Origin of the sequence: Asticcacaulis machinosus (assembly GCF_028550435.1) — a bacterium.
Lineage (GTDB): Bacteria > Pseudomonadota > Alphaproteobacteria > Caulobacterales > Caulobacteraceae > Asticcacaulis > Asticcacaulis machinosus.
In genome coordinates, this window is record NZ_JAQQKV010000001.1 from 1463410 (window position 1) to 1485195 (window position 21786).

15 protein-coding genes are annotated in these 21786 nt (G+C 57.9%); 3 read left to right on the forward strand and 12 right to left on the reverse strand.

From position 1 onward, the window contains the following. Positions 1–75 precede the first annotated feature (75 nt). The 6 genes from PQU98_RS06735 to PQU98_RS06760 form a co-directional block, all read right to left on the reverse strand. Complete coding sequence (locus tag PQU98_RS06735) at positions 76–1047, reverse strand: pectinesterase family protein (protein WP_272744137.1); 972 nt, start codon at positions 1045–1047, stop codon at positions 76–78. A 9-nt stretch (positions 1048–1056) separates the two neighbouring features. Beyond that, positions 1057–2697 carry a family 43 glycosylhydrolase gene (locus tag PQU98_RS06740; protein WP_272744138.1) on the reverse strand — a complete coding sequence of 547 codons (1641 nt, stop codon included), beginning with the start codon at positions 2695–2697 and terminating at the stop codon, positions 1057–1059. 33 nt (positions 2698–2730) lie between these two features. Further along, on the reverse strand, positions 2731–3975 hold the full coding sequence (locus PQU98_RS06745) for a pectate lyase family protein (protein ID WP_272744139.1): 1245 nt from the start codon (positions 3973–3975) through the stop codon (positions 2731–2733). Next, positions 3972–6362: a glycoside hydrolase family 95 protein gene (locus tag PQU98_RS06750; RefSeq protein ID WP_272744140.1), complete on the reverse strand. Its 2391-nt coding sequence runs from the start codon at positions 6360–6362 to the stop codon at positions 3972–3974. The genes PQU98_RS06745 and PQU98_RS06750 overlap by 4 nt, the downstream gene beginning before the upstream one ends. Before the next feature lie 309 nt (positions 6363–6671). Continuing rightward, complete coding sequence (locus PQU98_RS06755; protein ID WP_438263860.1) at positions 6672–9974, reverse strand: TonB-dependent receptor; 3303 nt, start codon at positions 9972–9974, stop codon at positions 6672–6674. A 420-nt stretch (positions 9975–10394) separates the two neighbouring features. Further along, positions 10395–13355 (reverse strand): GAF domain-containing hybrid sensor histidine kinase/response regulator, encoded by a 2961-nt coding sequence (locus tag PQU98_RS06760; protein ID WP_272744141.1) that lies wholly within the window; start codon positions 13353–13355, stop codon positions 10395–10397. A gap of 137 nt (positions 13356–13492) precedes the next feature. Between PQU98_RS06760 and PQU98_RS06765 the strand changes: the two genes are divergently transcribed. Continuing rightward, a complete protein-coding gene (locus PQU98_RS06765; protein WP_272744142.1) occupies positions 13493–15097 on the forward strand; it encodes a peptide chain release factor 3 in 1605 nt (534 codons plus the stop codon). A gap of 111 nt (positions 15098–15208) precedes the next feature. Then, positions 15209–15595 (forward strand): hypothetical protein, encoded by a 387-nt coding sequence (locus PQU98_RS06770; RefSeq protein WP_272744143.1) that lies wholly within the window; start codon positions 15209–15211, stop codon positions 15593–15595. A 71-nt stretch (positions 15596–15666) separates the two neighbouring features. Here the strand turns inward: PQU98_RS06770 and PQU98_RS06775 are convergent, their stop codons facing one another. Next, positions 15667–15849: a hypothetical protein gene (locus PQU98_RS06775; RefSeq protein ID WP_272744144.1), complete on the reverse strand. Its 183-nt coding sequence runs from the start codon at positions 15847–15849 to the stop codon at positions 15667–15669. Positions 15850–15968: 119 nt separating this feature from the next. Here PQU98_RS06775 and PQU98_RS06780 point away from each other — a divergent pair, with 119 nt between their 5' ends. Continuing rightward, positions 15969–17174, forward strand: a complete 1206-nt coding sequence (locus tag PQU98_RS06780; RefSeq protein WP_272744145.1) for a glycosyl hydrolase 53 family protein — start codon at positions 15969–15971, stop codon at positions 17172–17174. Here the strand turns inward: PQU98_RS06780 and PQU98_RS06785 are convergent. The 5 genes from PQU98_RS06785 to gpmA all read right to left on the reverse strand — a co-directional run bounded on the left by PQU98_RS06785 (position 17171) and on the right by gpmA (position 21593). Then, positions 17171–17512 carry a VOC family protein gene (locus PQU98_RS06785; protein ID WP_272744146.1) on the reverse strand — a complete coding sequence of 114 codons (342 nt, stop codon included), beginning with the start codon at positions 17510–17512 and terminating at the stop codon, positions 17171–17173. The genes PQU98_RS06780 and PQU98_RS06785 overlap by 4 nt on opposite strands. 39 nt (positions 17513–17551) lie before the next feature. Continuing rightward, positions 17552–18319, reverse strand: a complete 768-nt coding sequence (locus PQU98_RS06790; RefSeq protein WP_272744147.1) for a helix-turn-helix transcriptional regulator — start codon at positions 18317–18319, stop codon at positions 17552–17554. A gap of 77 nt (positions 18320–18396) precedes the next feature. Beyond that, positions 18397–19650: a pentapeptide repeat-containing protein gene (locus PQU98_RS06795; protein WP_272744148.1), complete on the reverse strand. Its 1254-nt coding sequence runs from the start codon at positions 19648–19650 to the stop codon at positions 18397–18399. A gap of 106 nt (positions 19651–19756) precedes the next feature. Next, the gene (locus PQU98_RS17045; protein WP_272744149.1) at positions 19757–20818 is read right to left on the reverse strand and encodes a DUF559 domain-containing protein; all 1062 of its coding nucleotides are present in this window, start codon (positions 20816–20818) and stop codon (positions 19757–19759) included. A gap of 49 nt (positions 20819–20867) precedes the next feature. Further along, positions 20868–21593 (reverse strand): 2,3-diphosphoglycerate-dependent phosphoglycerate mutase, encoded by a 726-nt coding sequence (gene gpmA, locus PQU98_RS06805; protein ID WP_272744150.1) that lies wholly within the window; start codon positions 21591–21593, stop codon positions 20868–20870. Between the last annotated feature and the right edge of the window lie 193 nt (positions 21594–21786).

Here is a 21786-nt window from a genome sequence, read left to right on the forward strand (position 1 = left end):
AACCGTTTGGCCCCTCATCCGGCACAAAGACAAATCTTTGCGCCACCTTCTCCCCGCTTGCGGGGAGAAGGAAATTCATTCGATCCAGTTCAGGTCTTTGAACACGGCCTGCAGCCGCCATTTCGCCGCCTGTTCCGCCGTCAGCGTTTTGGCCCAGAAGGCCCGCTGGCTCATATCACCACCGGGGCCGGTCGAATTAAACTCGGCATAATGGGCGGTGGCATAGGTTTCGGTCTTGCCCGGCGTCCATTCGCGCCAGCCTTCCGGGTGGATGCGGCCGTCGATCTGGGTATTGAGAAAGATCACCTGCGCATAAGGCCGCCACGCCCGCCCGAAGTAATAGGTGCCCGTCCCCGCCGTGGTGATGCGGCAGTGATCAAACACATAGGCTGAGGTCTCCGACTCAGCCGTGCGGCTGTGGGCCGTAATAAACGCCCCGTCACGTTCGATAATATGCAGGTGACATTTATCAAAAAACGCCAGGGCATTGCCGAAAATAAAGTCGACATGGCCCTCGATATAACAGTCCTTATAATACTGGCGGCTCGGCTTGTTTTTGTCCTTTGAGGCCGCGTAAAGCGTGTCCTGCGCCCCCAGCAGCATGACCTTATCCAGCACCGCCCGATCGGCCGTCAGGTACAGCGCCACGGCTTGCGACGGATTATCCGGCTGGGTGGTGTGATAGTCATTGGCTATGGTCAGGTTTTCGGCGCGAAAGCCATCACCGGTCACCGTAAAGGACGAAGACTTGCCCGTCCCGCCCGCCATTTTGGCGCTGTCGCCCCAGACGATGACCGTATCATCGGGCCGCTCCCCCTTACCCACAATGTGGACATCGGGTTTAGACAGCGTCAGCTTTTCGCGGTAGGTGCCGGCTGATAGCTCAATCACGCCGCCGGTGGCGGGTAAGGCCTCAAATGCCGCCGCCAGTGTCTTGTGGTCGGCAGGGACACGAATGACGGGACGATTCTGGGGCTGGGCCCAGGCCTGCGTTACCGGTGTCACCGCCACCGCAAGGCCGCCCAAGACTAATCTGCGCGAAATCATATCCGCCCCTTACAACGCTCTGTAGGTGAAGTTCTTAAAGCGCGCCTCGCCCTTACCGGCCGCGTAGAAACCGGGCTTGAGCATCAGGAAACCGCCGCGGACATTGTGGTGATAGCCCGACACTTCCATGCCGCGGTCAAAGCGTTTCCACGTCTTACCGTCGGCGGAGGTATCAAACGTCACGATATGGCGGTTGTTCCGCAGGCGCATAAACATGCGTTTGCCGTATTGATGGGCCGGACGCCCGCGCTCAATGCCATACTGGTGGGTGACAAAATTTTTCCCATCAAACCCAAGACCGCAATAGAGTTTGGTGTCGTAAAACAGGATCAGACCCGCGCGCGCACCATCATCAATCTCGATCTCACATTCAATCTCATAGGCCGGATCGCCGACAATGGTGATCAGCGGCGCGCCTGAGCTTGGGGCCTCACCGGCGGCCTTGAGGTGCAGCGTGCCATTATTGAGACGGATACGGTCGCGCTCACCCGCCGGCGGGTTGAAGAAGTTCCACTGAATGCCGTACTTATCGGTTGAGAAATCATCCGAGCGGGCAATGCCGTGAGCGGGTGTCGCGCCATGCGGTTTGCCGCCCTTGGGCTTTGCGATCGGCTTTGACAGGTCGCCGCCGCCATAATCGAACCAGCCGTCTTTCGTCCAGGTGATCGGGGCCAGAAGCGTCTGCCGCCCCAAGGTCCAAAAACCGTTTTCATAGCCGTGATAAACGCTCCACCAGTCACCCGCTGGCCCTTCGACCAGGGTGGCATGGCCGCGTGACCACCATTTTTCGTCAGCACTGACCGTGCGCACCAAAGGATTGCGCGGGTGATCTTCCCACGGGCCATTGATCGACTTTGAGCGGGCGGCGATGACCATATGGCCGGTCGGCGGGCCTGCGGTGCCACCCACGGCGGTGATCAGGTAGAAATAGTCACCGTGACGGGTGATCTTCGGGCCTTCCGGCGCAAAACCTTCGACGATCCAGTCGGACGGATAGCGCCACGGCTTATAGACATTTTCCGGCGCGCCGACGCGGCTTAAACCATCGTCCGACAGGCGAACGCGGTCACCACCCGACAGGAACAGCCAGCGTGAACCGTCTTCGCCGACCGCATGGCCGGGATCAATGTGGCTGGGCAGGTCAAGGTCGATCGGCTCGGACCAAGGCCCCTCGATCTTGTCGGCCCAGATCACCCACGAGGTGGTTTTCGAGTCCGGCGCTGTGGTCTTTTTGGTCGGGATATAAAGATAATACCGGCCCTTGTGTTTGATCAGTTCCGGCGCCCAGACCGAGCCGATGTTCTTCGTCAGGGTCGCCGTCACCGGCCGCCAGTTGACCAGATCCTTTGAATGCCAGATCACCAGACCCGGATAGGCGTCAAAGGTCGAAAAGGTCATATAGTAATTATCACCGTCCTTCAGGATCGACGGATCGGGATGATCACCGGCCATGATCGGGTTGAGGAAGGTGCCGTTGCCGAGGTCGGCCTTGCGCTGCCCCTCGACGCCCTTGGCCCACGGCGATATCTTGCCTGTCAGTTGTTGCAGTTCGTCCGACGGCGCCTGTGCCTGGGCGGCCTTGGGCGCGCCCAATAAAAACGCGCCTAAACTGAACGATTTCAGGGCATTGCGCCTGCTGGTGTCTGACATTTCCGGTTCCCTTGTTTCATAGTGCAATAATTTTTAAGTGTGTTGGATCGGGTAGCCCCCGACCTCTTGTTCTGAATGCATAATCCGGCCCGTACCGGCTTTGGCTTGGGCTACAATACGGGCATCAATGGCATCGCGCCGGTTGGGACGCGCACCACAGGTTTTATACACGAAGGCTTCAACGGCTTTGGCCGGGCGGGAGTTAAGCCCCTGCGGCCAGAACATCTCCTTTGGCACCGACCGGATAAAGGCTTTTGGCTTATACGTGTCACCGGTGTCATGTCCGTCGGGACGGGCCTGATAATAGCCGATAATCGGAGCTGTGCTGCCATCGGCAAAGCTTGCGATATTATCAGTGGCATGCAGCCGCAAATCCCCCGCGCCACCAAAGGTCAGCATAGCAAGACCTGCCCGCGTATCCACGCCCCCGCGCATGACGTTTCCACGCAAAATCATGCCGCCGGACTCAATCACCCGCCCCGCCCACTGATCCTCAACCAGCGTATATTGCGCGCACGTATGGCCCGGATTGACGAACACATTATTGATGACCGCACACTGCCCGCCGCCCTTAACCAGCGGATGGCGCTCATTATTATGGGCATACAGGTTACCGTAAATCAGCACCCCCGTCACATTATCGTGCACCAAAGACCCCATCGAATGGGGGCCTTTTGAATGGCTGGCGTCATGCAGGGATTCGGCGATCAGGTTATGGCTGAAGGTAATGCGGTGGGAAGTGTTACGCCGCCAGTCCTCAGGCCCCGCCCCGTCAAAGCGCGGCCCCGATGCCGACAAGGCTTCATCGACCGCCCAGGTAAAGCTGCAATGATCGATAATGACATCATGACCACCGACAATCGACAGGCCGTCCGGCTCAAAGCCGCCGCCCTTGGCCACCCCAGCCGTGCCCGGCCGCACGGCGATATGGCGGAAAATGACATCATGGGTGGCCACCCGCACCCCGCCCTTGATCAGGGTTACACCAGGTTCGGGCGCGGTTTCACCGGCCACCGTCACAAACGGCTCACGGATATCGAGCGAGGTCTTACTGAGATCGATCACGCCACCTATGGCAAATTCAATCACCCGCGGGCCGGTGGCTTCCAGCGCGGCTTTGAGCGAGCCTTCGCCGGACGGATTGAGATTAGTGACGCGTAAGGTTCGCCCGCCCGCCCCGCCGCGTGTGGCGGTATAGAGCGACGGCGATGAGGCCAGCACGGGCCCTGCCACGGTCAGGCTCATCGCCCCCGCCAAAAGACCGCGCCGGTCGATCATGCCGCCACCAGCTTCACGCCGTCAAAAGTGTAGGCCGCGCTTTGACCGGCCCGCAGCTTAACCTCGATCACCTGCTGACCAAACACCAGACGGGTAGCCTCGCCCAGACGGCTGGTCAGAGTTACCCGCTCAGGTTTGCCATCCTTCCAGCTCAGATCAACGCCGTAGCCCGCCCGCGCCTGAAGGCCCGCCACCTTACCGGTCGGCCAGGCCGAGGGTAAGGCAGGCAGGATGATGATCTCATCATTATAGGACTGCATCAGCATCTCAACCATGCCGGAGGTGCCGCCGAAATTACCGTCGATCTGGAACGGCGGATGGGCATCGAACATGTTGGGATAGGTGCGCTCAGGCCCCAGCAGCAGTTTCAGGATGCTGTGGGTGCGCTCCCCCTCGCCCAGCCGCGCCCACAGATTGATGCGCCAGCCAATGGCCCAGCCGGTCGACATATCGCCGCGCAGATCAAGCGATTTCTTGGCCGCGGCGGCCAGTTCAGGCGTCCCGCGCGGGGTAATCTGGGTTGACGGATAAAGGCCATACAGATGCGAGACATGGCGATGGTGCATGTCATGGGCGTCCATATCCCAGTCGTCTTTCCATTCCTGAAGCTGACCGGCCTTACCGATCTGGTTGGGCACCAACTGGCCGCGCAGGGTCTTAATTTCCTTGCGCAAAGCCGCATCGGTTTTCAGGATTTCAGCCGCCCTGACCGTATTGTCAAACAGGTCGCGGATGATCTGCATGTCCATAGTCGGCCCGGCGCAGATCGAGGTGCCGAACTTATGGCGGTTTTCCGGCGATATCGACGGCGATGTGACCATGTAGCCTGAGGCCGGATCCTTAACCAGCGTATCGACAAAGAACAGCGATGCCCCTTTCAGGATCGGGTAGATCTCCTTGAGGTAAGCCTTGTCGCGGCCATAGTCATAGCGATCCCACAGGTGCAGGCACAGCCACGCCCCGCCGGTCGGCCATGTGCCATAGAAAGCCGCATCGATCGGGGCCGTCGCCCGCCACAGGTCGGTATTGTGATGCGTCACCCACCCACGAGCGCCGTACATGATTTTGGCGGTCTCAGCCCCCGTCACCGAAATGTCCCTGACCATCGAAATTAATGGATCAACCAGTTCCGGCAGGGCGGTCGGCTCAGCCGGCCAATAGTTCATCTCGGTATTGATATTGATGGTGTATTTGCCACCCCACGGAGCCGAGGTCTTTTCGTTCCATAGCCCTTGCAGGTTCGCCGGTTGCGTACCGGGACGCGAGCAGCCAATCAGCAGATAGCGCCCGTATTGGAAATAGAGCGCCGCCAGTGCCGGATCGTCCTGAGACAATGATTTGGCGATGCGTTCATTGGTCGGCTGATCAGCAAATTCGGTGCGGCCGAAATCGACAGAAACACGGTTAAACAGGCGCTGATGCTCGACCACATGGTCGCCCAAAATCTGATCATAGGGACGCGCCACCGCCGCCGCGATTTGGGCTTTGGTAATGGCGGTGGGATCGCCCGACACATCACGATAGGTCTTATAGTTGGTGGCCGCCGTCGAATAGATGATGACCTCATCGGCCTTCGAGACGACCAGTTCATCGACGCCTGTAGTCTGCTGGCCACCCTTGGCCACCACCCGCACCCGGTTTTCAAAGCGGAGCGCGCCGTCCTTACCGTTATGAGGGCTGTTGCGTCCGGACAGGACAATTTCGGTAGGGCCTTCGATCGCGACCGCTGCTGCCATCGGCGTCTCAAACCCAAGCTGAAATGATACGCTGCCCGGTTTGTCGGCGGTCAGGCGCACCACCAAGACCTGATCGACGGGGGAGATAAAGGCTTCACGCGTATAGGTCACGCCGTTCTGACGATAGGTGACGGTCGATACCGCCCGCGTCAGGTCAAGCTCGCGGCGGTAACCGCTGGCGTTCGACGACGGCCCAAAGGTCAGGGTTAGTTCCCCGATCGTCTGGTATGAGACCTGACGGATCGGATTGGCCATCATCCTGGCCTGAATGAGCGTCTGCGCCTCAAGGTACTGGCCGTCAAAGATCAGCTTGCGCACTTCGGGTAGAGCCGCCAAGGCCTCCGGATTTGCCGGCTGATACGGTGCCCCGGCATAGAGGGTGTCTTCGTTCAGTTGCAGCCGCTCACGTGCCACGCCGCCGAACACCATCGCCCCCAGACGGCCATTGCCCAACGGCAGGGCCTCAGTCCATTCCACAGCGGGGGTTTTATACCACAGGGTCAGGTCACCCGGTTTTGCAGGCTGACGCGGCTGTGGTGACGGAAGAGCGGTTTGGGCCAGCACTTGGGCCAGCACATGGGCGGGGATCGCGGTCATGCCCGCAAGCACAGCGGAAAACTTAAGACCGGTTCGCCGTGTAATGCCTGCCATGATGAACGCTCCGTATGGGCATAAATACTAAAGCGATATGCGAAAAAGTGTAAGCGGTTTTTCGCACCAATATCGCGTTAAAACAAAAACTTAGAGAAAAATGACGATTCCATTAAAGTCATTTTTCTCTAAAAAAAAGCGGACACCCTGAACAAAGGGTTTCAGGACATCCGCTCAGTCAGCCAGCTTGTGTCAAACCTAAATGAGGCAAACAACGGGGAGCTGGTTTCGGGCAGCAAAGGCCGGGCAGGCCTTCGCATGGGAAGAAAACAATCCCCGGCGCAGAGATCACCGCGCCGGGGTATATGCTTAGTACTTGTAACGCACGCCCAGGGTATAGGTCGGGCCGGTCGAGCCGTACTGGCTGACGACCGACTGAGAAGTAACCCCATAGGCATAGCGGTTCGTGGTCTCATCCGTGATGTTCAGGCCTTCGAGCGTGATCGAAATCCGCTTGGTCGGCTTATAGCTCATCGAGAAATCGACATTGAGGGTATCAAGGCTGCCCGCAAAGTCGTTGATCAGCGGTGAGTTACACGGTGTTCCGTCCGCATTCAGACCCGGTGAGCACGAACCCGACGCCAGCGGATAGGTCGTGTAATAGCCTTCGCGCTGTGACCCCGAAATACGGGCGCTGAACTTTTCAGTCTCGTAGTACAGGGTCAGGTTCATGGCGTCAGGCGAAGCCCCCAGCCACGGCCCAAGGCCATAGGTCGGCGCAACCGTGGCCGTGCCCGGATCAAGGATGTAGTTCAGTTCAGAGTCGATATGAGTCATATTGAACTGAATGCCGGTGTTCTTGAAGTACCAGGGCAGGAAGGTGAAGTCCTGCTGATAGTTGAACTCCCAGCCCTTAAGCGTACCGCCCGGTGCGTCGCGGAACTGACGCGCGGTGGCTTCGTAATTGCCGTCCACATAGGCCAGTTGGTTGGCATTGGTGAACTGAAGCCGCAGTTGGGCGATATCTTCCGCCGACAGGAAGGTGTTCAGAGGTGCCGAGAACAGAACCGTCTGCGGGTATGAGCCGATGTCTTTCTTGAAGTAGGCAAACGACACCAGACCACCCTTGGCAAAATACCATTCGGCACTGAAGTCATAAGTATTGGCACGGAACGGGCTGAGCTTCGGGTTACCGATGGTCAGTGTGGCGCCTGTAGTGGCCCCCGTGTTCGGGATATTGATCGCGGTGATCGATGGCGACAGGTTACCCAGCAGCGGGCGCGCCATAACCTTAGACGCCCCGAAACGCAGGTAGAAGTCGTTCATGACTTCCCACGCCAGGTTAAACGACGGCAAGGTATCGGTATAGCTGTTCTCACCGGTGATCGGACGACCCGCAGAGGTCGACCCGTAAGAGGTCAGATTGGTTTCGACCTGACGCACGCCGATGTTCCCGAACATGTTACGACCAAAGACATCGTAATCAAAGTTCAGCTGGCCATAGAAGCCTTGCGTTTTTTCCGAAACGCGGAAGTTTTCACGCCCGCCGTTACGTTTACCGTGGATAGTCCAGTCACCATATTGATTGATACACTCACAGGTGAAGCCAAAGACAGAGTCAAAGGCGGTGATGCTGGGGGCAAAGAAGCTGGTGGTGGTTCCCGCCGGCAGATCAAGCCCCTGACCAAACTGGATGACCCGGCCCAAAGAGGCGACTGAGACACCGGCTTCTTTTTCGGTCGGGTTCAGCAGATCGTTTTCACGCTCCGTGAGGTTGGTCTTGAAACCAAAGGTCCTGCCGATAGCCCCGAATTTAAACGTCAGATGATCGTCAAAGTCGAAGGCGAAGTCTGCGCGCAGGCTTTCGTAGTCGTTGGTGACAAAGCGCTGATAGTGACGCATGCCGGAAAAGCCCTTGACGATGCCCCAGTTGGCTGGGTTTGCCGTGTCAAAGCCAATGTTAAACACCGGCATGGCGCCGTCAGCCCGCTCATCAAAGGTGAAGGTTTCAGGCGCATCCATACGGTTGAATTCAACCAGAAGGCCCTGATTCTTGTTTTCCGAACGCGAGCGACCGTAGGTGAAATCACCACGGAAGCGATCGGTGAATTCATGGGTCAGGTTGAACGACAGTTGCTTGAACTCGGTCGTGTAGAAGTTCTGATCCGCCGCCGAGCGCCAGTCAACATTGCGCAGTTGCAGATAGTCCGCCACGCCGTCTTCGACATTGGCCGCCAGCACATCCACGCCCTGACGCCCGATCAGCTTGTCGCGGAAGCCAAGACCATCGGCTGACGCCACATAGCCCGGTGAGGTCGCGACGTTGTAATAGTCATAGGGGTCAAGGTTTTTCGGGTTGTAGCTATAGTTATAGCCCGACACCAATGCCCCGCCGTAGAAGCTCTGACCGCAATCGATGGCCCCCTGGATCGCCGTTTCGGGACGTGCCGTACAGGTACCGGGATAAAGTCCACGACGGGTGTTGCGCGCCGCCGTTGTATTGACGGCCGTATTGGCCGAGGTGGCATAACCGGCATTGGTATTATCGCGGTTCAGGCCGACGGATGACACCTGATAGATGGTGCTTTCGTTCTTGAACTTGGAATAAAGCCCATCAACGGTCAGGCGGGTTTTTGGCGTGATCTGCATCTGGAAGGCGGTGGTGATACCCAGACGCTCCTGATAAAGATCCTGCTGCTCGATCGAGCCCAGCGCGGGGATACGTACCAGAGACGCATCCAGCGGGTTATGCAGCAGCGCATAGGCCGTCGGGTCAGAGCCGGTGACCGCGTTCAGATAGTTGGTATTGGTAATCGCCGGCGTATTGGTGACGACACCGGTCGCGCTGATCTGGTTGGTAAAGGTCGTGCCCACAGGTGCCGAGAAACCGGCGCGGCGCGGGTTTTCCAAAGTTGTCCAGGTCGAGTTGCGGTACAGGTAATCGGACTGACCGGCACCGCGACGATACTGATCGTTCTCAGCCGTGCGCTCGGAATAGGCGACCGAGGCGAGGAAGCCCAGACGGCCATCGGCCCAGCGCTTGGACACCAGACCGGTGACGCGCGGATTGTGGGTTTCACCGTTCTGATAATAGGCATCCTGCAGCGAGAAGGCGAACTGATCGTCCTTATAGTCGAACGGACGGCCGGTTTGCAGGTCAACCGTGGCGCCCAGCGAGCCTTCGTCGGTTTCAGCCGAAGCGGTCTTACGCACCTTCAGCGAGTTGAACAGCTCCGACGCAAAGGTGTTGAAGTCAAACGAGCGAGAACGGTTGGGGCTGGAGCCGGCATCATTGGCGCCGCCGGTCGACAGAGCCTCAAGGTTATTGATGCGGACGCGGGTAAAATCGCCGCCCAGACCGCGCACCGAGATGGACCGGCCTTCGCCGTTATCACGGTCGATCGAGATGCCGGGAATACGCTGCAGCGATTCAGCCAGGTTGGCATCCGGGAAGTCAGCAATGTCTTCGGCATTGATGGCGTCCAGCATAACGTCGGCCTTGCGCTTGACGTTCAAAGCACTTTGCAGCGAGGCGCGATAGCCGGTCACCACGACCGTCTCCACATCACCCGCCTCAGGTGCAGGCTCAGCCTCCTGAGCAAAAGCACCCGACGCAACTGCCAAAGTCATCATAGCCGCGATGGAAATACTGCACCGCAGAGCACTAGACACATTTCGCCCGTTATTTTTTAAATACTTCATTGTTTTCATCCCTGTTATTAGGCCCCTCTACTTAAGAGACCCGTTGCCGTTTTTTTTATTTTTATTAATTGACCTGCATGATACCGGTGTCATCGCCATCTGAAAAGCAGGCCGATCAATTAGATTTAGATGGTAGCGTTATCTTTTGCGCAAAGACAAGCCTGAAAATATGATAATATGGCTTTTATCCTACGGATTCGTCGCGTTATTGCCACAAAAACACACAATTTTTCATATCCAATTTTATGATATAAAATAATTTTTAAATTTAAAATTTTTCCGCACTGCAAATAAACCGACTTGAGAATAATTATAAATATTAGCCGAATTACTTTAATCATGGCAACGCTGTCATTTTAAACTTAACAACCCGGTTTACAGCCAACCGACTCACAGGCCATCAAGTATAGCCCGGACCCTTGCCGCCAGTTCATCAATAGTAAAGGGCTTTCCGATCAGTTCCACACCCGCATCGACCACGCCATTATGGACGACGGCATTGCGGGTATAGCCCGTCGTATAAAGCACCTTAATCTCCGGTCGGATGGCTCTGGCGGCATCCGCCAGCTTTCGCCCGTTGGTATCTGGCATGACGATATCTGTAAATATCAACGCGATATCGGGCAGGGCTTTTAAGATCTCAAGGGCCGCCGCCGCACTGTCCGCCTCCACGACACGATACCCCAGTTCGGTCAGGGCATCGCAGCTAAACCGGCGCACGGCGGGCTCGTCATCCACCACCAGTATCAGTTCCTGATCACCACTGGCTTCTTCATCAACCGCGGCCTCATCCTCGATCACCTCACCTGAGCTTTCAGTATCGCGCGGCAAGTAAACCTTGATGGTCGTCCCCTCCCCGACTTCGGAATAGATTTTGATGTGGCCGCCGGATTGCTTAATAAAGCCATAGACCTGACTGAGCCCCAGCCCCGTGCCCTTGCCCACCGCCTTGGTGGTGAAAAACGGATCAAAAGCCTTGGCAATCACATCGGCAGGCATACCTGAGCCGGTATCGGTGATGGCAATCATGACATAGTGCCCCGGCGGCACGCCCACCTCTTTTGACACATAACGATTGTCCAGATGGGCGTTCTGGGTTTCTATCGTCAGGCGCCCGCCCTCCGGCATGGCATCGCGGGCATTGACCGCTAGGTTGAGAATAACGTTTTCGAGTTGATTGGGGTCGGCCTGCGTCGCCCACAGGCCGCCGGCCAGAACGGTCTCCAGCCGGATATCCGCGCCGATCGAATGCCGCAGCAGGTCAGACATCCCCGATACCAGCCGGTTGACATTGAGCACTTCCGGCCGCAGCGGCTGCTGCCGCGAAAACGCCAGAAGACGCTGGGTCAGATTGGCCGCCCGGCGGGCCCCATCCAGCGCCGCTTCAATATAGCGGGCGACCCGAGAATCTTCGCTGCCCAGCCGCCGTTGCAGCAACTCAAGCGACCCCATGACCACTGCCAGCATGTTGTTAAAGTCATGGGCAATGCCTCCGGTCAGGTGCCCCACAGCTTCCATTTTCTGGGACTGGCGCAGGGCCTCCTGCACGTCCTGCAGTGCCTGTTCTGCCGCAATGCGCTCATTGATATTGGTGACCACCTGATAGGCACCGATGCGCTGGCCTTCATCGTCATAAAGGTTATTGAACTTCATCTCATAGGTGTTGCGCACCCGGTCCGCCTCGCCAAAGGCACTGATGGCCGTAAACTCTTCCCCTGCCAAAGCCCGCGACCACACAGCCTGCGCCGCCGTCCTCTGTTCAGGCAGAGGATCCAGAAGGTCGAGCATCCGGTCGCCGACTTTAGGCATGGCCCCGAATACGCGTTCAAATTCATCGGCGCCGGCTTTGTTAATTGCCAGCCAGCGATAGTCGAGATCAACCACATGGATAAAGGAATCGGTCGATTCAAATACAGTGGCCAGCAGGTTGCGTTCGGCCGTGCGCGCCCTGACCTGCGCCTCCAGCGACACCGCCAATGCCTTAAGCGCGCCTTGCGCCTTCACCCGTTCAACGGCGGCGCGGATGCGCACCGCCACTTCCTGAATGAGGGCTGTTTCATCCTCAGACCACTCGCGAGGCGTTTGAGAATTGATAAACAGCATGGCCACGGCCTGATCGCTTTCGACGATCGGGACATTGACCAGCGACAGCGCCTGCTTGCCCTCCAGAGCGTCTATGGCATGTGCCGTGCGCACATCCAGCCTGACGTCGTTAATCGACACCAGCCGTCCCGCCTTAAGGTCATCAACAAAGGTGCCAAAATGACGAAGATTCAAAGTGCCGACCACGCTTGTAACCTGCGCCGCGGTCCAGTTGCCTGCCACCGTGATGCTGTCGTCGCGCGGGTCAATCGTCCCATAGCCGACGCGGCCAGCTTCCAGCGCTTCACCCAGCACTTTCGAGGCGGCATAAATGATGTCTTCGGCAGCCTCCAGATCCCGGATGTCTTCGGTCAGTTTCATCAGGGCTTCACGGCGCACCTGCGCCTGCCGCCGGTCGGTGACATCCACCCCTTCGACCAGTATGCCGTCGACCTCGCCTTTGCTGTTTCGTAAGGGCTGATACACGAAATCGAGATAATGGTGCTTGACCGGGCTGGTCGCGCCCGATTGCAGCGCGAATTTATGGTTTTGGCCGCTGTAAGCTACGCCTGATCTGTAGACCTCATCCAGCAAGTCGGCATAGCCCTGCTCGCTGGCTTCCGGCAAAGCGACCCGAACCGGCATACCCAAAACCTGACGATTATCGATCAGCCGGTTGTAACCGGGATTACTGTAGACATAGACATGTTCCGGCCCGCGCAGCAGTGCCATGAAGGTCGGGGACTGGTCGAAAAGCTGCACAAAGCGTTCGCGCTCTTCGCGGGCGATGCGGTCGGCCAGAACCTTGCCCGTGGTTTCAACCACCGTATCCAGCATCCCCAGAACCCGGCCGGTGTCATCGCGCACAGGGCTGTAGCAAAAAGTAAAATAGGCTGTCTCAAGCGTGCCTGAGCGGTCAATAACCAAAGGGTAGTCTTCAATAAAAGTCGACGCACCGCCCAATGCCTTATCGGCAATCGGCTTTAGCTCTTCCCAGACCTCGGCCCAGGTGACCCGCATGGGCTCTCCAAGCGCTGCCGGTTTTTGCCCCAGAATGGTTTCATAGCCATCATTATAAATGGCAATCAGCTCCGGCCCCCAGAACAGACACTTAGGGAAATCCGACGACAGCATCATATCGACCGCAATACGCAGGGTGGCTGGCCAGCCCTCTATCGGCCCTATCGGTGTTGCGGCCCAGTCAAAGGCGCGAACCTTGGCGCCCATCCGACCGCCGCCGCTGTTAAAACCCGAAAGTGCTCTGTCCAAGAAAGTGCCCCGTCAATTACCGCCGTCCCGGCGATTACCCCAAACGCCTCTTTATCAAAGGGCCCGAATAAAGGATCAATCAGGAAGCGATCAACGCACCTTTGACATTTTGCCCGCAAAGCCTTATCGCCACGGGCATGTCAAATACCCCCTCGACCGAAGCGCCACGGCGCAGAACCTTCGCCATCATCTCCCACCCGGACGCCGGTAAGACGACCCTGACCGAGCATTTGCTGCTGGCCGGTGGCTCAATCCGTGCCGCGGGTCAGGTCAGGGCGCGCGGTGAAAACCGCCGCACCCGTTCCGACTGGATGAAGATCGAAAAAGAACGCGGGATTTCGGTGTCGTCGTCGGTGATGACGTTTGAACACGATGATAAGATGTTCAATCTGCTCGACACACCGGGCCACGAAGACTTTTCGGAAGATACCTATCGCACCTTGACCGCCGCTGACGCCGCCATCATGGTGCTGGACGCCGCCAAGGGGATCGAGCCGCAAACCCTGAAACTGTTTGAAGTGTGCCGTCTCAGGGATATCCCGATCATCACCTTCATCAACAAGATGGACCGCGAAGCCGAAGACGCGCTGGCCCTGCTGGATGAGGTGGCATCAAAGCTGCAACTCGACCCATCGCCGCTGTACTGGCCTGCCGGGTCCGGCAACCGTTTTCGCGGCATGATCGAGCTTAAGACCGGCCTGTTTTACCCGTTCACCAAGCGCGATTCCGGCGCCGAATATGATCAGGGCCACGAAGCCCCTGCCCCCGTCGATGACGCCGTTGCCAAGGGCTGGATGAACGCCGACGAGCTGAGCGAACTGAAAGACACCGCCGAACTATTGGAGGGGGGATTTAAGCCGTTCGACGTTGAGGCCTTCCTTGAGGGCCACATGACGCCGGTGATTTTCGGCTCCGCGCTGCGGCATTACGGCGTCAACCAACTGCTTGAAGCCATTGGCAATTTTGCGCCCGCGCCCAAGAAGGTCAAGGCGTCCAAAGCCGGTGCCGAGACCCTGGTTGACCCGACCGAAAAAGAGGTCACCGGCTTTGTTTTCAAGGTGCAGGCCAATATGGATCCCAACCACCGCGACCGCATCGCCATGTTGAAACTGACATCGGGTAAGTTCCAGCGCGGCATGAAGCTTAAGGTGCAAAACACCGGTAAGCAGTTGTCGGTCAATGCGCCGATCATGTTCTTTGCGTCTGACCGCGAACTGGCCGAAGATGCCTTTGGCGGCGACGTTATCGGCATCCCCAACCACGGCGTGTTGCGGGTCGGCGATTCATTGTCCGAGTCCGGCACGGTGCGCTTTGCAGGGCTCCCCAACTTTGCGCCGGAAATCCTGCAACGGGTGCGCGTGAAAGACCCGCTCAAGGCCAAGCACCTGAAAAAAGCGCTGGAGTCCCTTGCCGAAGAAGGGGTGACCCAGTTGTTCCGCCCGTCGATTGGCTCGGACTTTATTGTGGGGGCCGTGGGTCAGCTTCAGTTTGAGGTTATGGCCGACCGTCTGGCCAATGAATACGGCCTTGATTGCGTCTTTGAGCCCTCGCCTTACGCCGAAGCCCGCTGGCTGGGCGGGGATGCCGCTAAGGTAGAGGACTTTGCCTCAAAGCACCGCGGCGCTATGGGTACGGACATCGACGAATATCCGGTGTTTCTCGGTAAATCGGCGTGGGAGATCAACTATGTGGCCGAACGCTATCCAGATGTTAAATTCCTGCGCACTAAGGAACGGGGTTAGAAATTAACACTGCAACGAGTTTACCCCAAACTAACCACCGAACTTGCCTCGCAGCTCTCACTGATTGAGCCGAGCGATGGCGGAGTTTTATATTACCCCTGCGCCATTACGTTGAAAGACGGTACAGAATTGCCGCGCGTCTATATTTGCGAAGCCACATCGTGGTATAAATATTGGGGAGTGTGGCCTGAAGACGATGCTGGCAAAAAGAGTATCGATCTAAATCTGATAGCTGGCATTGCAGCGAGCCCTCAAAGACTTCCTGCAAGTTTTGCAAACAAACTGTACGATGCCGGAGAATCCGGCATGGGCTATACTATCTTTACGGTCGTTTTCGCTGACGGCTTAGAAGTCGCCTATGGCACTGGCAATGCCGTAGATTTCATTAGATACCCGCATGGTAAAACGGCCCATGACATAAGGGATGTTTTGCCGCATATGGGCCGTGATACAGCACGAACTTGCCCCGATTATATCTGGTGCTTGTATAGTCAGTAATAACCTGTATTCGCCACCACTTCGGGAGTCGTGCCCTGAACGCTTTCACCCCAAGCGCGCTGGGGCATAAATCACGCGCCCTTGGCCGTCAGGCGTTCCAGCGCTTTTTTGGCATCGCGTTCGGCCAGGGTAAAGCTGCCCGCCACGCCGGTGGCCGCAGCCACGCCGCCGCCGGTGGGCCATATTTTCCACTCGGTATTTTTCGGACCGCGCGGGTAAAACTTGATCTCAAAGGTTTTAGGTTCTGTTTGCATGGTGTCGCAGTAACAGTAATTGCGCCAAACACCTAATCCCGAATGACAGCCCTTGCCAAGAGCCCTCAAACGCGTCACCATTGCTCAAAAATAATCACATTTGATCTCCGGAGGATCGCATGGGCAATTTCGGTCTCAACCGCCGCCAAATGACGCGCGCTTTGGGTTTAGGCGCAGGGCTGGTCAGTATCGGCACCCTGCCCGCTCAGGCCGCCGCCAAGCGTCCGTGGCCATTCCTGATCGGGGCGGACGTGTCGTGGATCCCGCAGGATGAGGCCGAAGGGGCGACCTATTTCGTGGACGGCGTACAAAAAGATCCGCTGGAGATCCTCAAATCGGCCGGTTTCAATGCCATCAAGCTGCGGGTCTTTGTTGATCCTGAAAACGGCTATTCCAAGCGTCACCCCGACAAAAAATGGTGCGGGATTGATCAGACCATTGCCTTTGCCCAGCGCATCAAGGCGGCGGGAATGCACTATTCCCTGACCTTTCACTACAGCGATACCTGGGCCGACCCTGAGCATCAGAACATCCCCGCCGCTTGGGCAAAACTCGATACCACCGGCCTGATCGACGCGGTTTACCGGCACACTCACGACAGCCTGAGCGCCATGAAACAGGCCGGCGTTTCGCCCGATCTGATCCTGATCGGCAATGAGACGACCTTTGGCACGCTGTGGCCGTTCGGGCGAGTGCCGCTGACCATACCGACCGGCAATCCCGTTACCGACGGCAACCACATGAAGGTTGAAGGCGCGGGCGGATTTGATGTCTTCGCAGAGTTCCTCAAAGCTGGTCTGGCCGCCTGTGCTGAGGCCACACCCGATGCCAAAACCGCGGTCCATAACCATCTGGGCCGCCACTGGCCGATTGTGCAGAACTGGATGGATAACCTCATTCAGCGCGGTGTGAAATTCGATGCCACCGGCTTTTCCTGCTACCAGCAGGCGCAGGAAGGCGACTGGGAGCGCACCTTTGCAGAATACGCCAGACGCTATCCTGACCACGGGTTTTTCGTGGCTGAATATTCGAGCCGCAAGCGCTATGTCAATGATATCGTCCATGCCCACCCGAACGGCTGGGGCGCCTATATCTGGGAGCCGACCCGCCATCAGGAAGCGGTGTTCGACAAGGACGGTCATAACGCCGGCGAAGGCCCGCGTCCGAACCTGATCTCTCAGGGCCTCAATGCCGCCGAAGCGCCGGGGTCGACGCCCTCAGCACCCACCACCACGCCACAGCGCCCGCGCAGCCACGGCGGCCGCTATGACGCCAATGGCTTGCTGGATCTATACCGGCAAATGGCAAAGGATTATGCCGTCTAGGCCGCCGCCACCTGATCGTAACACAACACCCGCAGGCGGTGACCATCGGGATCGAGCGCCACAAACCCCAAACCAAAGCCCAGATCGGTCGGGATCTGCGGCAGACGCACGCACGCATCCCACAGGCGCTCATAGGTGCGCACGATCATATCCGCATCGGCCATGACAATATCGATGTGCTGCGCTACCGCCGAGCCTGGCACCAGTTCCAGCCGCATGTCGTCGGTGACGAAGATAGCCTGATCCACCGCATCCCCGACACCCTCACGCCCCAGCAAAGCCTCGTAAAACCGTGCGCTCAGGTTCACATCGCGCACCTGTAATCTGATCTGCTTCATGATGGCCCCTCATATTGAACAGAGCGACTGTAACCGGAACTAATGCCAGCTTTTGTCAGCAGACTCAGGCACCGGTTCACGCCCACGATGCTCGCCGCGACTATCCCATTTCGCCTGGGCGCAGGCCTCTTCGTCGCGCCAGTCCTTAAGCAGCGATAACCGGCGGCGCGGATAGCGCTCGGTCGTGACGGTCAAGGTCTGGATACGGTCAGAGCGGAAATGGCGGAAATTGCTGCGGGTTTCACACCACGCCACCAGCACGCGCGCCCGCTCCCAAAAGCCGAGCGCCACCGGCCAGATGACGCGGTGGGTCACCACCTCATTGACGTCGCTATAGAGAATATCAAGTTTGCGCTCATGGCGCATGGCCTGCCGGATCATCGCCAGATGCTTGTCTTCCTGCTCGGACGGGGCCAGTTCCTTCCAGTTCGAGACCATCAGGCCCGACGTCTGCAATCCGTCGCGCACATCATCCGGCAGGACCGCCGAAATCTTGGCCAGAGCATTGGTCGCCGCCGCACTTAAGGACTTATCGGCCCGGCCCGCGACCCACTGCGCACCCAGCGCCAGCGCCTCGATCTCCTCCAGAGACAGCATCAGCGGCGGCAGCATAAAACCCGGCCTGAGCACAAAGCCGACCCCGGCTTCGGCTTCTATATCCGCCCCCTGCCCGCGCAGTTCACCCATATCGCGGTAGAGTGTGCGCAAGGAAATACGCAGTTCCTGTGCCAGAAACTCCCCCGACACCGGATAGCGGTGCCTGCGCAAAATTTGCAGCAGATCAAACAGTCTTTGCGTGCGCGACATGGGAGAGTTCCTGAACAGCCGCGTCTGTTTTACCTCATTTAAATGAGAACAAAAGCAGAATTTAGGTATGTCTCGCTTTATTCCGCGATTTTCCCGCGCAGGCCCATGCAAGTGACGTTTTCAAGCGCCTCAAGCTTAAGCTGCGCCCCCTCAAGGTTGGAGCGCGAAATGTCGGCCCCATCCAGCTTAGCCATCCGCAGGTCGGCAAAGGTGAAGTTGACATTCCTCATCCGCGCGTCTGACAAATCCGCCGGCATATAGCGATCCTTGGCAATCATCAGCGCGCCGAGCTTCGCCCCTTCGAGATTGGCCCCGTCCATGCGCACCTTGGCCATACGCGCCCCGCGCAGGTCAGCGCCGGAAAGGTCGCAGTTACGCAAATCCGCCCCATCAAGCTGCGAGCCCTGAAGCTGAATACCACGCATATCCAGACCGTAAAACACCGCGCCCTTGGCCGACAGCGCCGCCAGATTAAAGCCCTTGATCGACTTCAAACCGCGCAGATCCGCCTTATCGAACACGGACGGCGTGCCCTCCTTGCCGATCGTGCTGACCCACAAAGCGTGCTGGCGCAACATATTGCCATAGGGCAGATCGGTAATGTCCTGACCCACCGGTTTATCGGTCAGAACCCCGGTCATGTCGGTTTGCGATACCCGCCACATATCGGTCTTGGCACCGATCAGCACGGCATCTTTCAGCGACGCGCCACTGACATCGGCCCCCGACAGATTGGCCCCCTCAAGGTCAACATTGTCCATGATCGCCTGCTTCAGGTTCGCCCGCGACAGGTTACACGATTTCATGATAGCGTCGGTGAAATCGGCCTTCATGGCCTGAATGCCAGTCAGTTTTGAGCGCTCAAGATTGGCCCCGCGCAGGTTGGCATAGGCAGCCTCAGACGCCCGTTCGGAGATTTCGCGATAAACCAGACCGGTTTTCTTATCCGGCATGGCCATAGCGCCTTCGCGCAGGTCGGCCTCAAACATATCAACGCCTTCGAGGTTGGCCCCGCGCAAACACGCCCCGCGCAGATCAACCCGCCTGAGGCTTGCCCCTTTGAGACAGGATAACTGGATATCGACACAGTACAGGTTCGAGCCGTCCAGCACCGCACCGGTCAGGTCACAATCGACCATAATGGCGGCGGTGAAATCGGCATCTTTCAGCACACGGCCCTTCAGCGACAGGCCCGACAGGTCACACCACGCCAGTTTCGCGCGCATACCGCCGGGTATGCCCTTCATCAGCCGCTCATGCTTCAGGCAGATCTGATCCAGTTCCGCTTGAGACAATCGGGTAAAACTATATTCGGCGGCTGCCGCGCTCATGCCAACTTCCTGAAGTTTCAGGCGTTAAGCATAGGTAAGAAGTCTTAACTTAGGCTTTAAAAGCGCATGCCAAAAAGTGTTTACGGTTTTTGGATCCACATGCGCGTTAACTTTTAAAAGCGCTGTCCACGGACAAATAGCCGAGTTCGTGCAGCGCCTTTGCCACCTCAGTACCAGGACGCACAAAGAGGCTGCGGTAGCCTTTTAGCCCCAACGCCGCCAGACCTTCTTCGTAGGAAATGCACGGGTCGGGTTCGTATTCGCCGTCAAAGCCAATCCCGTTATGACTTTCGGCAATGCGCGGACGGCCCGTTTCCAGAAAATGCACGAAGCCCGCAATCAGATGGAACGCCTCGTCGTTCAACAGCCCGGCCTCAACCTCTACGCCGGCGTTTTGCAGCCGGCGCACACCAGTGTGTGAGGCAAAGGGCGACGGATCGGGACAGGCGAAAATGACCTTAACCACCCCCGCTGCGACCAGCTTTTCAGAACAGGACAGCCCGCCGCCGGAACGCTGCCCGCATGGTTCCAGCGTCACATAGGCCGTGGTGCCTGTGGCCGCATCACCCGCCTGCTCCAGCGCCATTTCTTCGGCATGGGGCCGCCCACCAGAGCCGGTAAAGCCCTCACCGATGACGGCACCGTCTTTTACGATGACGCAGCCGACTGCCGGATTAGGCCAGGTCGTCCCTGGCCGCGCCAGCGCGATTGCCCGGCGCATGAACGAATCTCCCTCTCCCCGTAAACGGGGAGAGGGTTGGGGTGAGGGGCTTCTTTCCATTGCCGGAAAATAACTGAACTCAGGTGACTTCACAATTCCCTTGATCCGCCCATCGCTAATGGCCGCAATCGTCTCCAACACCGGCCTGACTTCGCGCATCACATCGGCTTGCCAGAAACGTGCGACCGACCAACCATGCTCATTCAGGTAGCGATTTCGCACGTCATCATACAGATTGCCGACATGCTGACTGCCGTCAATTTCGACGACCAGCCTGATCTCTCGACACGCAAAATCTGCGAAATACGGCCCGATTGGCAGTTGCCGGACAAATTTCAGACCGCCCAACTGCCTATTGCGCACATGATGCCAAAACCGGGATTCTGCGTTGTTTTCCACCCTGCGCAATGACCGTGCGCGGTTTGTCGTTGGTTTTGGCCCGCGCACTTTTGCCCCTCACCCTTCCCTCTCCCCGTAAACGGGGAGAGGATTTTATTTACGATGACAGGGCGTCGAGCACCGGCAGAGGATTGGCGCGGTCGACATCCAGATAGTGCGCCGACATCGGGCGCAGCGTGTCACTCAGTTCGATCACCAGCGGATTGCCGGTCGGCACTTCGACCTCAAGGATCGCCGCATCGCCCAGATCAAACAACAGCTTGATAATGGCGCGGATCGAATTGCCATGAGCTGCGACCAGAACCGTCTCACCGTTTTTCAGTTCCGGCACGATGGTCGATTCCCAGAATGGCAGAACGCGATCCAGCGTGGTTTTCAGGCTCTCAGTGAGTGGCAGAACCGAACCGGCATAGCGGCGATCAGCGGCGAAATCATAGGCGCTGCCGGCCTCAAGTTCCGGCGGCGGCACGTCATAGGACCGGCGCCAGATCTTAACCTGATCTTCGCCGTGAATGGCCGCGGTTTCCGCCTTATCAAGCCCGGTCAGGCCGCCGTAATGGCGCTCATTCAACCGCCAGTCCTTGATCACCGGCACATAACTCTGACCCGCCGCATCGAGCGCCAGATTGCAGGTGCGAATGGCGCGCGTTAGCACCGAGGTGAAGGCCAGGTCGATTTCGATGCCCTGTTCTTTGATCAGTTCACCGCCGCGCGTGGCCTGAGCCTCACCCTCAGCGGTCAGGTTGACATCGACCCAGCCGGTAAAGCGGTTTTCCAGATTCCACTGGCTCTGGCCGTGGCGTAGAAGGATTAGCTTGGGCATGGGTTCACCTGTTCAAATATTGAGATATCACAAGGCTATAAAAGCCCCCAAATAAGGACGCAAGGCTATTTCTTCACTTCCGCAGAAAGCCTGTCCTTCTCACTCCTCCCTACGAAGTGGGGAGGTGGCATGGAGCGTAGCGAACATGCCGGAGGGGGATATCGGCAAGAGGTAAGGCCCCCTCCGTCTTTTT

Bases quoted from the DNA above. Each gene is read 5' to 3' on its own strand.
- PQU98_RS06735 (WP_272744137.1), bottom strand. From the start codon at position 1,047: ATGATTTCGCGCAGATTAGTCTTGGGCGGCCTTGCGGTGGCGGTGACA.
- PQU98_RS06775 (WP_272744144.1), bottom strand. From the start codon at position 15,849: ATGCAAACAGAACCTAAAACCTTTGAGATCAAGTTTTACCCGCGCGGT.
- PQU98_RS06790 (WP_272744147.1), bottom strand. From the start codon at position 18,319: ATGTCGCGCACGCAAAGACTGTTTGATCTGCTGCAAATTTTGCGCAGG.
- gpmA (WP_272744150.1), bottom strand. From the start codon at position 21,593: ATGCCCAAGCTAATCCTTCTACGCCACGGCCAGAGCCAGTGGAATCTG.
- PQU98_RS06780 (WP_272744145.1), top strand. From the start codon at position 15,969: ATGGGCAATTTCGGTCTCAACCGCCGCCAAATGACGCGCGCTTTGGGT.
- PQU98_RS06785 (WP_272744146.1), bottom strand. From the start codon at position 17,512: ATGAAGCAGATCAGATTACAGGTGCGCGATGTGAACCTGAGCGCACGG.
- PQU98_RS06750 (WP_272744140.1), bottom strand. From the start codon at position 6,362: ATGGCAGGCATTACACGGCGAACCGGTCTTAAGTTTTCCGCTGTGCTT.
- PQU98_RS06765 (WP_272744142.1), top strand. From the start codon at position 13,493: ATGTCAAATACCCCCTCGACCGAAGCGCCACGGCGCAGAACCTTCGCC.
- PQU98_RS06740 (WP_272744138.1), bottom strand. From the start codon at position 2,697: ATGTCAGACACCAGCAGGCGCAATGCCCTGAAATCGTTCAGTTTAGGC.
- PQU98_RS06745 (WP_272744139.1), bottom strand. From the start codon at position 3,975: ATGATCGACCGGCGCGGTCTTTTGGCGGGGGCGATGAGCCTGACCGTG.
- PQU98_RS06795 (WP_272744148.1), bottom strand. From the start codon at position 19,650: ATGAGCGCGGCAGCCGCCGAATATAGTTTTACCCGATTGTCTCAAGCG.